Consider the following 14829-nt stretch of genomic DNA (forward strand, 5'->3'; position numbering starts at 1 on the left):
GACTTGAATACTATATAAATCGCAATACAGTGATCTTTACCCCTATAGGTTTGGACTTATTTGCAAATACATGGCGTCAGTTTAATTTTTTGCCTGTGATAAATTTTTGAATAAAATGACCTCACAAAGGAGATTGCATTTTATGATGCTGCGAAATCTTTATAATTCTTCCGAAGACATTCGTCTTACCTGTACGCGCCGTTCTGCTCTCGCAGGCTCCCGACTTGCAGCCGCCATTTTTCTCACAGCAGCACTTGGACTGCACACGGCCGCGGTTCTGTGTATTTCATTCGGTATTCCGCTTATTCCCGATAATCTTCCTTTTGCAAAGGAATTCCCTTACCTTGGCGCACTGCTTGCAGGTTTGCTCCTTGTACTCAATTTCGATCTTTACCTGTGCGGTTTTACAAAACTGTTCCGGCTGAAACCTGATACGGATACACTCATATCGGTAAGCACTCTTGCCGGCTTCGCGTACAGTTTATATATCCTTATGGCGCACCCCGCATCCGCACTGTCACTTTCGTTTTTCCCCGTCGTCGGTTTTACGCTTGCCCTCACGGATTTCGGTTATTACGCCGATGCCCGTGCTGCCCTTGAGCTGCTTCAGGCACAAAAACGCGTAAGAAAAAACGATGAAGAGGAACAGGAGAAAGCCGAAGAAGCTGACGAACCGGAAAACAAAAGCTCCGATCACGATGATATCGAAATTCACGACTCAGATAACTCCGGGCATACCCAAAAACATACTCATACCCCTGAAGAGGAAGATCAGCTTCCACCTTCCGCAGTTGCAGCTGCTGCGGCAACTGCTACGGGAACTGCTGCCGTCGCGTCAATGGTTCTGGCAGCGGCAGGTGCCGGGGCTCTCTATTTTCTCGGCTCACCATTATCTGACATTCTTGCCGTAGCCGCGGGAATTTTAATTATTGCCTGCCCCGCCGCTATAGGCCTGTGCCGTTCTCTTCCGAGATGGATTTCCGCCAGCACAATCCTTTCCGGCGGAATTCTCATTCAATCCCCGGATGCGCTTCGGGGTGCTTCGGAAATCAACACACTTGCAATCGGACGCAGTCTGCTTCTTGAACGCGAGGAACTTAAAATTACAGACGTTGTCGCAGAAGGACTCACTGATGCTACTTTCTTCTCCCTCGCCGCCACAGCAGAAGCAGATTCATTTCATCCTATCGCAGCGGCTATAAACGACCGTGCTATCCGTCTCCACTCCCGTATGCTGCGTGCATCGGCCCGTACCGAAACTCCCGGCTGCGGTGTCGAAGCTCTCACCGGCGGAGCCTCTCTCCGTGTTGGCCACAGAAGCTGGATTCAGCAGCAGGGCGTGCAGATAAGCGCCGAGCTTCTGACTAAAGCCGACCAGCTCGAAAGCAAAGGCAAAACTGTAGTATTTGTCAGCAGCAACCAGTTCGCAAAGGGACTTATTGCTTTTTCAAACGAACCTAAGCCCAAGGTCAGAGCTTTCATCAAAAAACTTTTGGAGGTAGGAGTTGAGCCTGTACTTATAACCACAGACAGCCAGCGCTCAGCCAAAGCAATCGCTCAGACACTCGGCATATCCGAATTCCGTGCCTCCTGCCATCGAAACGACCGCGCAAAAGAAATACAGATTCTTCAGGCGCAGGGAAAGACAGTTGCCCTTCTTGATACTCTCGAAAGTGCAAAGGATACCGCCGCGGCACAGGCTGATTACGTCATTGCTCCTCAGGGAACCTCTGAAGAAGCCGCAAAGGCCGCGCACATCATGCTGTCATCCGAGTGCCTCACTCCTCTGGCACCTCTCTTTACGCTGAGCCGCAGAGTTGAGAAGCTTACCCGTCAGAACTACATCTGGTGCGCTGTGGGGACAATCCTTGCCCTGCCTGTTGCTTCCGGTATATTGTACAGCTTCAACGGGCCTCTGTTATCTCCGCCCATTGCGCTTCTAGCTTCACTTCCGGGCTTCTTCGCAAGCCTTATCAACGCTATAAGACTTGCCTACGAATAATAATAACCCATTTGCTCTTTATTCCTGTTTAAGTATCTACGAATTATCATACATGTACAGGAGGCGGTTATTTTGCTGAAAAAACTTATTGCAGGAGTTGCAATGCTCTCTCTCATGAATGTGAGCGCCGAGGCTTGCACGGTAATGGTAGTCACCAAAGGTGCATCTGAAGACGGAAGCACGATAGTTTCCCATTCAAATGACGGACGCGGCGCAGAAATGAATCTTGTTTTTGTTCCCGCAAAGGACCATCCCAAAGGCAGCAAGCGTCCCGTATACCCCACAGCCGTAGCCCTTGACCAAATGCCTGAGTATAACGCATTTGACCAACCCAACCTTGTTGCGCCCGAACGCGGCGAAGGCTACGCTTACCCCGGCCGTCCACGGACAAAACCAATCGGCTACATTCCTGAGGTAGAGCACACCTTTGCTTATATGGATGCCGATTACGGAATCATAAACGAGCACGGTGTCATGTTTGGTGAGTGCACCGATATGTCCGAGCATTTACCGGAAGTCGCATACAAAGAAGGCGGCGGGATTTTCTATTCCTCTGAACTGAGCCGCGTGGCGCTTGAACGCTGCAAGACTGCCCGCGAAGCCATAACCTTAATGGGAAGTCTCATTGACGAATACGGACTATGGGGAACCGCCGAGACTCTTGCCGTCTGTGATAAAAACGAGGCGTGGGTCTTTGAAATGCAAATGTCCCCCACAGGCAAGGGCGGACTGTGGATTGCCGAAAGAATCCCCGACGGAGATTTTTTCATTGCCGCAAACCAACTCAGAATTCATGCTATCCGTGAAGGAGACCCTAACCAGATTTTCAACCCCCAGCTTCCTCAGATGATAAAAGACGCAGGCTGGGCCGAGTACGACGAGGACGGGAACCTCGACTGGATGAAATCCCTTCAGTCAAAGGAATTTCATCATCCGTATTACTCCAAGCGCCGTGTTTGGAGAGCCATGAGTATCGTTGCACCGTCAAAAAATCTCTCCCCGCGTGTCGAAAGCTGGGATTCAAAAGCTTATCCATTTTCAATTCGTCCCGACAAAAAGCTCGGCGTTGAGGATATCGCCCGACTTCACAGGGATTATTATCAGGGAACGGAATTTGACAAATCCAAGAGCCCGCTGTCAGGCATGTACGGAACACCTTACCATTATGAAGTAGAGATGGGCGAGCGTTCCATACTTTCATCCAAAACGAGCTATTCTCACATTACGCAGGCAAGCGATGCGCTTCCGTCTCCGGTGGTTTGGATGTCAATGGACACCCCATTTGAAAATCCCTTCGTCCCGTTCGCCGTTTCAAAGGTTCCTGATGAATATCATGCGCTCCGCGATACATATGACCCATCCAAAATGTTCTGGACTTCAAATCAGGTTATGGCGCTGAATCAGGGATATTTCGATATAATGTCTCCAATTGTGAAGGAAGCAGTTGAACAGTCAGAAAAAAATTCGCTTCAGCTCATTAATTCCTCCCTTGCGCTTTCCAAAGAAAGCTTCGCTGACAAACTGAAAGAAAACGCACTGAAAATCCACAAAGATTGGAAGCAGCTTTCCGTGAAGCTTCTCATGAATTTCAAAAGCAACGTAGGAATCAAATACGAGCATCAGCCGGTTCCTGATACTCCTACGGAGTACTGATTAATAGCACGTCATTGCATAAAAAAATCTTCCGATGAACTCGAACTTCATCGGAAGATTTTTGTTATACGATATTATTCACCGCACTTGGAAGTTACTTCAACCTCAACGTAATCCAAAGGCCCTGCAATCACAGCAGAAGGTTTTCTGATAGCCGTCGTAACCTGTGCCACATTCGGAAACGCATCAAGCAGAGTTTTGTTTATTCTTGTAGCAGCTGTCTGAAGAAGTGTGCAGCGGTTGTCATCAAAAGCCTGGCGGACCTTCGCATATACAATAGCACTGTCAACGCCGTCCTCAGCCTTATCAGTTTCCGCAGCACGGTTATCCTTGGTAATCAGCTCAACATCCAGGAAAAATTTCTGCCCCTGCTCACGTTCATACTCGTAAATTCCATGGAATCCGTAAAACATCATGTTTTTGATGCTGATCTTTGCCATGTCTAATCGCCCAACCTTTCTATAAATTTTTATCTATTTATATTTTATTCGCTTCTTTTTTCAAAAATCCTGCAAAAACTTTTCTTTAATAAAAAATCTTTCATCTTGCTCCTGTTTTTCTTTTCCTGTATCATACTTTGTGAAGCATGAAAATAAAACTACCGGGGCGATATGTTATGGGAGATATCTTTCTCGCTGTTCTTGTTCTTGCGATGATTGCCTATGCCTTTTGGGATGACATTTTCGCAAAACGCTGATGAAAAACGAAACAGGTCCGAGCCGTAAAAGGCAAGGACCTGTTTTATTTTACATTTATTTGAAGTCTACGAATTCATTGATGCGTGCTCCACCCTTCGTCATAGGCTCCACAAAGCTGCGGTGAATATTTAGCACAAGCACACGCGGGCCTTCTGCTTCAAGAGCACGGTCAAATGCCTCAGCAAATTCATCAGGTGTTGATACTGCTTCAGCAGGGATTCCGAAGCTCTCCGCGTATTTCACGTAATCCATATCATAGTCAAACTCACATGCCGTATACCGTTCATTATACATTACCTTCTGCAGCTGACGAATCATGCCTAGGCTTGTATTGTTCACAATAAGCGATATAACAGGCAGCTTGAAACGGGCTATTGTATAGTATTCACTGCCCGTCATTTTTATGCCGCCGTCTCCTGCAACGTGTATTACCCGTCGTTTATCTCCGAAAGCCAACTGCGCTCCTACGGCAGCAGGAAGACCGAAACCCATTGTTCCAAGTCCGCCGGAGGTTATCCAGGTACGCGGCTCCTCAATACGAAGGTGCAGAGCTGACCACATCTGATGCTGGCCTACATCGGTAGTAAAGGCGTACTCCTTTCCTGCCGTACGTCCCGCTACATGATGAAGAGCCCACGGAAGCGTCAGGCGGTTTACGCTGTAGTCGTATGCGTATTCATCACGCCAGCTTCCGATTTTCTCCCACCATGCATCAAGATTGGTCTGAGGTGAACGCTGCATCAAAAGCCCGAGGATTGTTTTCATATCCCCCGCAAGACCGATTGCGCTCGCAATATTCTTATCAATCTCGGCAGGATCGATATCTATATGGATAAATTTCGTATCGGTGGTGTATTTATCAATGTTTCCCGTCTGCCTGTCCGCAAATCTGCTGCCCACCGCAATGATAAGGTCAGCTTCGGCAATAGCGTTGTTGGCTGCTTTTTTGCCGTGCATTCCTGCAAAACCCAAAAGCTGCGGATGAGAGCACGCGACAGCTCCTATGCCCATAAGCGTAGTGGCCACGGGGAAACGGAACTTTTCAACAAAATCCGTAAGCTCTTTTGAAGCGCCTGCGGATATTACACCGCCGCCCGCAATAACTATAGGCCGCTTCGCTTTCAACATTACCTCTTCCGCTTCTGCGGCACAGATAAGGAAATCCGCGTCAGGCCGCGACGGCTTTTTCTTCTCTTCATGCATAGGCGCATAATCTACATTGGCCAAAAGCACATTTCGCGGAATATCAATAAGCACCGGGCCCGGTCTGCCTTTTTTCGCAAGGGCAAATGCCTCACGCATGACATCAACAAGCAGCTTAGGGTCTTTCACCTTATAATTATGCTTCGTAATAGGCATAGTAACCCCTACGATATCCGTTTCCTGAAACGCGTCACGTCCAAGCAGAGTCGTATCTACCTGCCCGGTAATCGCAACCATAGGAACAGAGTCCATAAAAGCCGTTGCAATTCCCGTGACAAGATTAGTCGCTCCAGGTCCGGAAGTAGCCATGCAGACGCCAACCTTTCCGCTGGCGCGGGCATACCCGTCCGCCGCGTGAGCCGCGCTCTGCTCATGCGTTGTAAGGATATTGCGAATGCTCTTTTCGTCGTACAATGCATCGTAGAGAGGCAGAATCATTCCGCCGGGGTAGCCGAAAATCGTATCGACTCCCTGCTCCTTCAGGCATTCAACGACCGCCTGTGCTCCCTTCATACGCGCAGCCCTCCCATTCGTTTACTCGTCAGACACGTTCAACAATGACCTCTGTCATAAGGTCTGTGTTAGCCTTTTTGAATCCTTCCTTCCAAAGGTCCGGAGTACGGTAGCCATCTGTAAGCGCCTTATCGCACGCATCCTCGATAGCTTTTGCAGCTTCTTCCTCATGAAGCGAATAACGGAGCAGCATAGCCGCCGAAAGAATCGTTCCAATCGGATTTGCGATGCCCTGTCCGGCGATGTCCGGCGCAGAGCCGTGGATAGGCTCATAAAGGCTGGTGTATTCTCCAATGCTGGCACTCGGCATCATACCTATGGAACCGCCGAGAACTGCCGCCTCATCACTCAAAATATCACCAAAGAGATTGCCCGTACAGATGACATCGAACTGAGTCGGATGCAGAGCAAGCTGCATAGCACAGTTGTCCACATAAAGATTATCAAGCTCTATGCCGGGATATGCTTTGGAGACCTCTGCGACTGTGCGGCGCCAGAGTCTTGACGTTGCAAGCACATTGGACTTATCAACGGAGGTCACCTTGCCGCGGCGGACCTTTGCCGTTTCAAAAGCAAGCTTTGCGATACGCTCTACCTCAGGTACAGAATAGTTTTCAAGATCCCATGCGCGCTCATGTCCATCCTTCTGTTCGGATTCACAGCGTTCACCGAAATAAATGCCTCCTACGAGCTCACGGACAATTACGAGGTCAACCCCTTTGACTACCTCACGTTTCAGCGGTGAATATTCCACAAGCGTATCAGACACCTTGACCGGACGGAGATTAGCATAAAGGCCAAGGTTCTTGCGAAGTCCGAGAATAGCTTTCTCCGGGCGGAGATTCGGATCTACATTATCCCATTTATCTCCTCCGACAGCACCGAAAAGCACTCCGTCAGATGCCTTTGACGCGTCAATTGTTTCCTGTGGAAGCGGCGTACCGAATTTATCGTATGCCGTGCCGCCTGCATCATGATATTCATAGCTCAGCCCGAGACCGAATTTTGCATCTGCCTTTTTTAAGACTTCAACCGCAGAATCTGTAATTTCCTTGCCGATGCCATCACCGGGGATGACCACGATTTTCTTTGCCATAGGGATTCTCCTTTTGAACACAACGAAGCTGTGAAACTTGCTTTCCCTTTCACAGCTCCCCTGTCCTTATTTCTTCGATTTAATATAATTTATCAATCCGCCCGCGTTTGCTATATCCTGCACAAAACCAGGAAGCGGATGAGCCTTGAAGGTATCGCCCGTTGTAAGGTTCTCAATGAGCCCCTTCTCAGGGTCTACACGCAGCCTGTCATCCGCGTGAATCTTCTCAACATCATCGCCGATTTCAAGAAGCGGAAGTCCGATATTTATTCCGTTGCGGTAAAAAATACGTGCAAAGCTTGCCGCAATGATTACAGGAACACCGGAAGCCTTTATTGCAATCGGAGCATGCTCACGTGATGAACCGCAGCCGAAGTTTTTGCCGCCCACCATGATGTCTCCGTCCTGTACCTTTTCCGCGAAGGTTGTATCAATGTCCACCATGCAGTGAGAAGCAAGCTCCTTCGGGTCGAAGCTGTTGAGATAACGTGCCGGAATAATGACATCCGTATCAATATTGTCGCCGTAGCGCCATACTTTTCCTTCCAATGCCATACTCACTCAACCTCCTCTGGTGTCGCAATGCGTCCGAGAATAGCGCTCGCCGCAGCAACGTGCGGGCCCGCGAGATAAACTTCGCTGTCAACGTGTCCCATTCTGCCGCGGAAATTGCGGTTTGTGGTGGAAACACAGCGCTCACCTGCCGTCATGATGCCCATGTGTCCGCCCATGCAGGGTCCGCAGGTAGGCGTAGATACCGCCGCGCCGCTCTCGACAAATGTCTTCAAATAACCTGCTTCAAGAGCCTCCATATAGACCTGCTGGCTGCCCGGAATAACAATGCAGCGGACATCCTTATGAACCTTATGCCCCTTCATAATTCCTGCGGCAATCTCCAAATCCTCAAGACGTCCGTTTGTGCAGGAGCCGATAACAACCTGATGAATCTTGATATCCCCGATATCCTCTACGCGCTTCGTATTGCCCGGAAGATGTGGGAATGCGACAACAGGCTTGAGCTCGGAAAGATTAATCTCCACAGTGCGCGCGTATTTAGCGTCAGCATCGGGAGCAACAGGCTCATAATCCTTTACACGTCCCTCAACATATTCCTTCGTCTTTTCATCGAAGGGGAAAATACCATTCTTTCCGCCTGCCTCAATTGCCATATTCGCAATGGTAAAGCGGTCTGTCATGGAAAGCTCTGCAACGCCCGGGCCGCCAAACTCAAGCGACTGATAGAGAGCGCCGTCAACGCCTATCATTCCGATAAGCGTCAGGATAACGTCTTTTCCGTTGATATTTTTCGGTTTCTCGCCCGTAAGATTTACCTTTATAGTATGCGGAACCTTAAACCACGCCTCACCTGTTGCCAGTGCAACTGCAAGGTCTGTAGTTCCTACACCGGTAGCAAACCCGTTCACCGCACCATACGTACAGGTATGTGAATCAGCGCCGATTGTGAGCTTGCCCGGGCCTACAAGTCCCTTCTCCGGAAGGATTACATGCTCAATACCGGCATCATGGCCTACCTCAAAATAATTCACGATATTGTTCGCGTTTGCGAAATCACGTACAGCCTTTGTCAGACCTGCCGTTTTCATATCCTTGTTCGGTGTGAAATGGTCCGGAACAAGGGCAATCTTCGTGTTGTCAAAAACAGGACGTCCGATTTTTTCAAACTCTTTGATGGCAGGCGGTGCAGTAATATCGTTCGCCAGCACCATATCGAGCTTGCAGGTAATGAGCTGTCCCGGTTCGACTGAAGCAAGTCCCGCATGCTTTGCGAGAATCTTCTCCGTCATATTCATTCCCATAGCTTTTTCCTCCTCCGTGGTACTCTTGCACGAAAAGGACTGTCACATAAATGCAACAGCCCTTTTGTTCTACTCCTGTGACCTAATGTATAATCAGTCCTTGGAAAGATCGTCTGCGCCTTTGAGCCACGGCATCATGCTGCGGAGCTCTTTACCGACCTTCTCAATCGGATGCTCAGCATGGAGCTGACGCTGCATCATGAAGTTAGCGCGGCCGGCAGCTCTGTTCTCAAGCAGCCAGTTGCGTGCAAATGTGCCGTCCTGGATTTCCTTGAGGACCTTTTTCATCTCTTTCTTTGTCTCTTCCGTGATGATGCGCGGACCTACCATGTAATCGCCATATTCAGCTGTATCGGAAACGGACTGACGCATCTTCGTGAAGCCGCCCTCATAGCAGAGGTCGATGATAAGCTTCATTTCATGGAAGCATTCGAAGTATGCCATTTCAGGCGGATAGCCTGCTTCGACAAGAACCTCGAAGCCCGTCTGCATGAGCTGGCAGACACCGCCGCAAAGGACAGCCTGCTCGCCGAAGAGGTCTTCCTCAGTCTCATCGCGGAATGTCGTCTCAAGAACACCCGAGCGTGTGCCGCCGATGCCTTTTGCATAAGCAAGCGCAAGGTCGAAGCACTTGCCTGAAGCATCCTGATGTGCTGCGAATACGCACGGTACTCCGCTGCCCTCTGTGAAAGTACGGCGTACGAGGTGACCCGGGCCCTTCGGAGCGACCATGAATACATCAACGTTTTCCGGCGGAACAATCTGTTTGAAGTGGATATTGAAACCGTGAGCGAATGCGAGCGCGCTGCCCGGCTTGAGATTCGGAGCAATTTCATTCTTATATACATCAGCCTGCTTCTCGTCCGGAATCAGGATCATCGTGATGTCAGCCTTTTTGACAGCCTCAGCTACAGTCTTTACCTCAAGGCCGTGTGCCTCTGCAACCGGCTTTGATTTACTTCCCTCATAAAGACCGACAACAACATTTACTCCGCTGTCCTTAAGGTTAAGCGCATGAGCGTGACCCTGGCTGCCGTATCCCACGATGGCAACCGTTTTATCCTTTATAACGTCCCAGCTTGCGTCCTGATCATAATAAGTTTTTGCCATAGTAATCTCTCTCCTCACAATGTTCATAGATTGTATGCTCGCCGCGTTCCAGACCGATGAGGCCGGTCCTTATAACCTCGAGAACCCCGTACGGTGCAAGAAGCTGCAGAAAAGCCGTTACCTTCTCGTCATCACCGGTAATCTCAAAAATCAACGTTGTAGGCTGTACGTCAATGACACGCGCCCTGAAGAGCTCCGCCATTTTCAGTATATCCAGACGGCTTCTGTCGTCTGCCCTCACCTTGATCATCGTCATGCCGCGAAACACAGCCGCCCCGGCGTCCAGGCGCTGCACCGCGGTCACGTCCGGCAGCTTTTCAAGCTGCTTGATCATCTGGTCAACCAGAGCCTCATCGCCCTGCACGACCACCGTGATCCTTGAAAACTCAGGCGACTGCGTAACCCCGACAGACAGGCTGTCGATATTAAACTCACGCCTTGAGAACATGCTTGCAACCCGGACCAGCACACCGGGCTGATTCCGAACGAAAACGGATAATACATTCCGCATGACAAGTCCCTCCATCATCTGTAAGCAGCATATAGACCGGGGAATACCCACAGATAAACGAAAAGCCCCTGCTGCCGGAAAATCCGGCAGCAGGGGCGGAATGTCCGCGGTACCACCCTGCATTATACTCATGACCACATAGGTCCTCATTAACGCTGAGAAACGTTCACGCCTCCGAATTCTCATCGACGCAAAAGCTCCCGGGCGATGTCGGTCATCTCTTCCTACCGTCTCACACCCTCCGACGGCTCTCTGAATGGATCTTAAAATGACCTTGTCCCGTTCATTGCTGCTTTTTGTTTGGTTTCGCCCGCATTAGAAATGCGATCGGTTGTAAACATGTGCTTATTATGTCACCACCTGTATCATTTGTCAACACTTTTTAGCAAAAATTCGATTCATTTGTAACATTTTTGATTTCATTTTGGGATTTTGTCCTCGAATATGCGACATAAATCCTCATTGCTTTATTTTTATCCTTCTATGAAATACTTGTGTCTACTATTTACGCATTTACAATGCCATCTGTGACAGGAATGAAACCGACTTGAGACGCTTACCCAAAATCTCATCAAGTGTGCAGAGGAGCAGCGACTCCGCACCAATCAGCTCGTCCTTTTTCACATGAAACGAGGGCATATTATTAAAATCAAGAACAGAAATCTTCGCAAGGAACTCCCGTACATCAGAGGTGTACTTATGTGCAGGAACACCCTCTGCACATTCATTGCAAAGCGCGCCACCCTCTGCGGCATCAAAGAAAGCCTCTCCCTTTATTTCCTTTCCGCAGTGTGCACAAACCTCATATTTCGGACCGACCCCGGCCAGCTCCATCATCTGCCACCCTGCAATCAGGGCAACGATACGCGGATTGCGTACGCCGCACGCGTCAAAAACACCCAGAAGCCAGTCGTAAATCTTTTCCTGCGGTTCTCCTTCAGGCATCATTTCCAGTACCAGCTCGGCTATAAAAGCTCCATACGCCATAGCTTCAATGTCTGAAGAAAGCATCGGAAACCGCTTCTTCACCGCCGCCTGTCGGACCGTATCGACACGCTCCCCCTCATTGAGCGTTACATCAAGCACATGAAACATCTGCAGAGGACCTGAAAGGGCACTTTTCGGGCGGCGGCAGCCAAAAGCAGACGCACGCAGCTTTCCCTTCTGTCTCGAAAACAGCTGTATGATTTTATCAGCATCGCCCCAGTTCCTTGACCCGAGCACAATCGCCTCTGTCGTATACTGCGCCAAATCCATTCCTCCCTTTGTTACAAGTATAGCATAATCGGATAAAAAATAAGTGCAGCCGACGACCTTTACTTCATCAGCTGCACTTTATTTTCTGTCTTATTTCTCAAATCCGAGACTCTTTAACACCGACTCACGGTTTCTCCAGTCCCTGCTCACCTTTACCCAAAGGTCAAGATAAACCTTTGAGCCGAGAAGTGTTTCTATATCATGGCGCGCAAGACGTCCGATTTCCTTAAGCATAGCGCCCTTGCTTCCGATGATAATTCCCTTCTGCGAATCGCGCTCTACGTAGATAGTCGCACGAATATATACATCTCCCTTAGGACGCGTTTTCATCTCGTCAACATCTACCGCCACAGCATGAGGAACCTCATCTCTCGTAAGGCCCAGCACCTTTTCGCGGACCAGTTCTGCCGCAATCAGACGCTCAGGCTGGTCTGTCACCATATCCTCAGGATAATACTGCGGACCGTCAGGCAGATATTTTTTTGCTTCACCGAGAAGGTCGTCAAGATTTATCTTTTCCTTCGCGGAGATAGGAACAACACCCGCAAAATCGTACAGCCTGCTGTATGCGGCAATCGCAGGAAGCACCGCATCCTTCTCAAGAGTATCAATTTTATTGACTACAAGGATTACAGGCTGCTTTGTCTTTGTCAGGCGCTCAACAATAAATCTTTCTCCCGGCCCCGGATTTTCAGCGGCATCGACAACAAACAGAACCGCATCTACCTCCTGCAGTGTTCCTTCCACAGCGTTTTCCATGTACTCGCCAAGCTTTTTCATAGGCTTGTGAACACCCGGTGTATCCAAAAATACCACCTGTGCGTCAGGCTGTGTCAAAATGCACAGAATGCGGTTTCTCGTAGTCTGCGGCTTATCGGACATGATAGCTATCTTCTGCCCGATAAGACTGTTTATGAGTGTAGATTTTCCTACGTTCGGTCGTCCGATAACGGCAATAAACCCGGATTTATGCTTTGCTTCCAAATTTCTTCTCCTTATTCTCTGGGAATACCCAGTGCTTCCATAACAACGCGCTGCTCATTTTCCATTTCCAAACGCTCTTCCTCTTCCATGTGGTCATATCCCAGAAGATGAAGCATGCCGTGCACAGTAAGGAACGCCATCTCACGGCGCAGGCTGTGACCGTATTCTGCCGCCTGCTCCCTTGCACGCTCTACGGAAATAATAATATCGCCCAAAACGTGGACATCAGGACCGCCCTCCACCTCAGGCTCCTCGCTCTCGTCAAGCGCGAAGGAAATGACATCTGTCGGACGGTCTACCTTCCTGTACTCCCTGTTAAGCGTATGAATATACGCATTATCCGTCAAAGTTATGCTGACTTCCGCATCCGGCAAATCATAAAGCTCTCCGACCTTCTTTGCCGCTTCCTCAACAGTTGCCGCAATCTCCTCCGGAAAACTCAGCTCCTCCGGATAATTGCTCATTATTACGTTCATGCCTTACTCCTTTTCATCCCGCGCACGCTTTGAAGCCTTCTTTGCTTCGTATCTGTCGTAGGCCGCAACTATACGCGATACAACCTCATGGCGTATTATATCCGTTCCATCAAAGACAGATATCGCCACATCCCGAACCTCGGAAAGTGCCTCAACCGCCTCGCGAAGTCCGCTGGCTGTCCCGTACGGCAGGTCAATCTGGCTCATATCTCCCGTGACGACCATCTTCGAACCTATACCGAGACGAGTCAAAAACATTTTCATCTGCTTTGCAGTAGTATTCTGCGCTTCATCAAGAATGATGAAAGCATCCTCAAGAGTACGTCCGCGCATATAAGCAAGGGGCGCTATCTCTATAGTTCCCTTGGCAACTAGGCGCTGATATGTTTCTACTCCGAATATATCCTCAAGCGAATCATATAAAGGACGAAGATACGGATCAACCTTCTCCTGCATATCACCCGGCAGAAAGCCAAGTCTCTCTCCTGCCTCTACCGCAGGACGTGTCAATATTATACGGCTGACCTGCTTGTTTCTTAGTGCTGCCACAGCCATGACTACAGCAAGATATGTCTTGCCCGTACCTGCAGGCCCCACGCCGAAGGTTACCGCATGATGGCGTATTGCATCAAGATATTTCTGCTGTCCTACAGTCTTCGGGCGTACAACACGTCCCTTTGCAGTAACAAGCACAGTCTCACGCATCATTGCGCGAAGGGCTTCCCCCTGACCTTCCTTTGCAAGCCCGATACTGTAGCGCACCTCATGCATCGTCACAGGCGAACCCTGACGATACAGATTCTGCAGCTCTCCCATAACCAGTGCCGCCGCGCGAACCTCGTCCTCATCACCGCGAATATTAAGCTCGTTTCCCCGGCTTACGAAACGGCACGCGAAGGCTTCCATGAGAACGTGCAGAAACTCATCATGACCGCCAAGAAGCGCGTACGCCTCCTGCTGATTATCAAACGCCACCGTGGCCTCAAAAAAATTCTGCAAAAAAGACCGTCCTCCCCACTATTCCGAAAAAATACTTCTCTAAATTTTACAGCACACGCGAAACAACGTCAACTTTCATACGATTAGCTCAGCCTTCGTGTGAATGTTCTTCGAAATCCTTCTGAATCCATCTGTCCAAAAATTCCATCTGCCCATCAGTATGAAACCAATGCTCGCCATTTTCCATTACAGTAACAGATGCCCCGATATTCTCCGCAAATGTCCGAATCGTATCAATGGATTGCAGCTCATCCTTTGAACCATACAGTATAGCCGTCGGCGTCACCCATGACAAAGGATTACTCCTAACCCATGAAAGATACTCCCACGACAGCCTTTCACCAAAGCTTGTCTCTATAGTTCCCTTTTCCATCAATTCGGCCTCGGAAACGCTGCACCACTTCATCATATCGGCAATAAGACGTTCCATATTAACGATAGGAGAAATAAAATAAGCCTTTTCCATTCGCTTATCGCCTAACGCACACATGGTAAAAAAAGCCCCGATGC

The 14829-nt window shown here is 49.3% G+C and carries 13 protein-coding genes, 1 pseudogene and 1 other annotated feature; of the genes and pseudogenes, 2 read left to right on the forward strand and 12 right to left on the reverse strand.

The window, feature by feature from the left end:
• The first annotated feature begins 142 nt into the window (after positions 1-142).
• Complete coding sequence (locus tag ACY69O_RS05310) at positions 143-2002, forward strand: HAD family hydrolase (protein WP_462332426.1); 1860 nt, start codon at positions 143-145, stop codon at positions 2000-2002.
• 72 nt (positions 2003-2074) lie between these two features.
• Positions 2075-3655, forward strand: a complete 1581-nt coding sequence (locus ACY69O_RS05315) for a dipeptidase (protein ID WP_462332427.1) — start codon at positions 2075-2077, stop codon at positions 3653-3655.
• A gap of 74 nt (positions 3656-3729) precedes the next feature.
• On the opposite strand, the gene folB is transcribed toward ACY69O_RS05315, so the two are convergent.
• The 12 genes and pseudogenes from folB to ACY69O_RS05375 all read right to left on the reverse strand — a co-directional run.
• Positions 3730-4095, reverse strand: a complete 366-nt coding sequence (gene folB / locus ACY69O_RS05320; protein ID WP_462332428.1) for a dihydroneopterin aldolase — start codon at positions 4093-4095, stop codon at positions 3730-3732.
• Positions 4096-4407: 312 nt separating this feature from the next.
• On the reverse strand, positions 4408-6069 hold the full coding sequence (gene ilvB, locus ACY69O_RS05325) for a biosynthetic-type acetolactate synthase large subunit (protein ID WP_462332429.1): 1662 nt from the start codon (positions 6067-6069) through the stop codon (positions 4408-4410).
• A 28-nt stretch (positions 6070-6097) separates the two neighbouring features.
• Positions 6098-7165 (reverse strand): 3-isopropylmalate dehydrogenase, encoded by a 1068-nt coding sequence (gene leuB / locus ACY69O_RS05330; protein WP_462332430.1) that lies wholly within the window; start codon positions 7163-7165, stop codon positions 6098-6100.
• A gap of 66 nt (positions 7166-7231) precedes the next feature.
• Complete coding sequence (locus tag ACY69O_RS05335) at positions 7232-7720, reverse strand: 3-isopropylmalate dehydratase small subunit (RefSeq protein ID WP_462332431.1); 489 nt, start codon at positions 7718-7720, stop codon at positions 7232-7234.
• A 2-nt stretch (positions 7721-7722) separates the two neighbouring features.
• Complete coding sequence (leuC, locus tag ACY69O_RS05340) at positions 7723-8982, reverse strand: 3-isopropylmalate dehydratase large subunit (RefSeq protein WP_462332432.1); 1260 nt, start codon at positions 8980-8982, stop codon at positions 7723-7725.
• A 93-nt stretch (positions 8983-9075) separates the two neighbouring features.
• On the reverse strand, positions 9076-10092 hold the full coding sequence (gene ilvC / locus ACY69O_RS05345) for a ketol-acid reductoisomerase (protein ID WP_462332433.1): 1017 nt from the start codon (positions 10090-10092) through the stop codon (positions 9076-9078).
• Positions 10073-10603 carry an acetolactate synthase small subunit gene (ilvN, locus tag ACY69O_RS05350; protein ID WP_462332438.1) on the reverse strand — a complete coding sequence of 177 codons (531 nt, stop codon included), beginning with the start codon at positions 10601-10603 and terminating at the stop codon, positions 10073-10075. Before ilvN ends, ilvC begins: the two co-directional genes overlap by 20 nt.
• 88 nt (positions 10604-10691) lie before the next feature.
• Positions 10692-10899 (reverse strand) — a binding site (T-box leader).
• A gap of 217 nt (positions 10900-11116) precedes the next feature.
• Positions 11117-11854: a DNA repair protein RecO gene (gene recO, locus ACY69O_RS05355; protein ID WP_462332434.1), complete on the reverse strand. Its 738-nt coding sequence runs from the start codon at positions 11852-11854 to the stop codon at positions 11117-11119.
• 96 nt (positions 11855-11950) lie between these two features.
• Positions 11951-12844 (reverse strand): GTPase Era, encoded by an 894-nt coding sequence (era, locus tag ACY69O_RS05360; protein ID WP_462332435.1) that lies wholly within the window; start codon positions 12842-12844, stop codon positions 11951-11953.
• 11 nt (positions 12845-12855) lie between these two features.
• Positions 12856-13320 (reverse strand): rRNA maturation RNase YbeY, encoded by a 465-nt coding sequence (gene ybeY, locus ACY69O_RS05365; RefSeq protein WP_462332436.1) that lies wholly within the window; start codon positions 13318-13320, stop codon positions 12856-12858.
• Positions 13321-13323: 3 nt separating this feature from the next.
• Positions 13324-14319, reverse strand: a complete 996-nt coding sequence (locus tag ACY69O_RS05370; protein WP_462332437.1) for a PhoH family protein — start codon at positions 14317-14319, stop codon at positions 13324-13326.
• Positions 14320-14407: 88 nt separating this feature from the next.
• Positions 14408-14829, reverse strand: a pseudogene (locus ACY69O_RS05375) (alpha/beta hydrolase); the annotation flags it as partial.

It is taken from the genome of Schwartzia sp. (in: firmicutes) (assembly GCF_978017985.1).

Coding starts and splice junctions, on each gene's coding strand:
- ACY69O_RS05310 (WP_462332426.1), top strand. CDS start 143: ATGATGCTGCGAAATCTTTATAATTCTTCCGAAGACATTCGTCTTACC.
- folB (WP_462332428.1), bottom strand. CDS start 4,095: ATGGCAAAGATCAGCATCAAAAACATGATGTTTTACGGATTCCATGGA.
- ilvB (WP_462332429.1), bottom strand. CDS start 6,069: ATGAAGGGAGCACAGGCGGTCGTTGAATGCCTGAAGGAGCAGGGAGTC.
- leuB (WP_462332430.1), bottom strand. CDS start 7,165: ATGGCAAAGAAAATCGTGGTCATCCCCGGTGATGGCATCGGCAAGGAA.
- ACY69O_RS05335 (WP_462332431.1), bottom strand. CDS start 7,720: ATGGCATTGGAAGGAAAAGTATGGCGCTACGGCGACAATATTGATACG.
- leuC (WP_462332432.1), bottom strand. CDS start 8,982: ATGGGAATGAATATGACGGAGAAGATTCTCGCAAAGCATGCGGGACTT.
- ilvC (WP_462332433.1), bottom strand. CDS start 10,092: ATGGCAAAAACTTATTATGATCAGGACGCAAGCTGGGACGTTATAAAG.
- ilvN (WP_462332438.1), bottom strand. CDS start 10,603: ATGCGGAATGTATTATCCGTTTTCGTTCGGAATCAGCCCGGTGTGCTG.
- ybeY (WP_462332436.1), bottom strand. CDS start 13,320: ATGAACGTAATAATGAGCAATTATCCGGAGGAGCTGAGTTTTCCGGAG.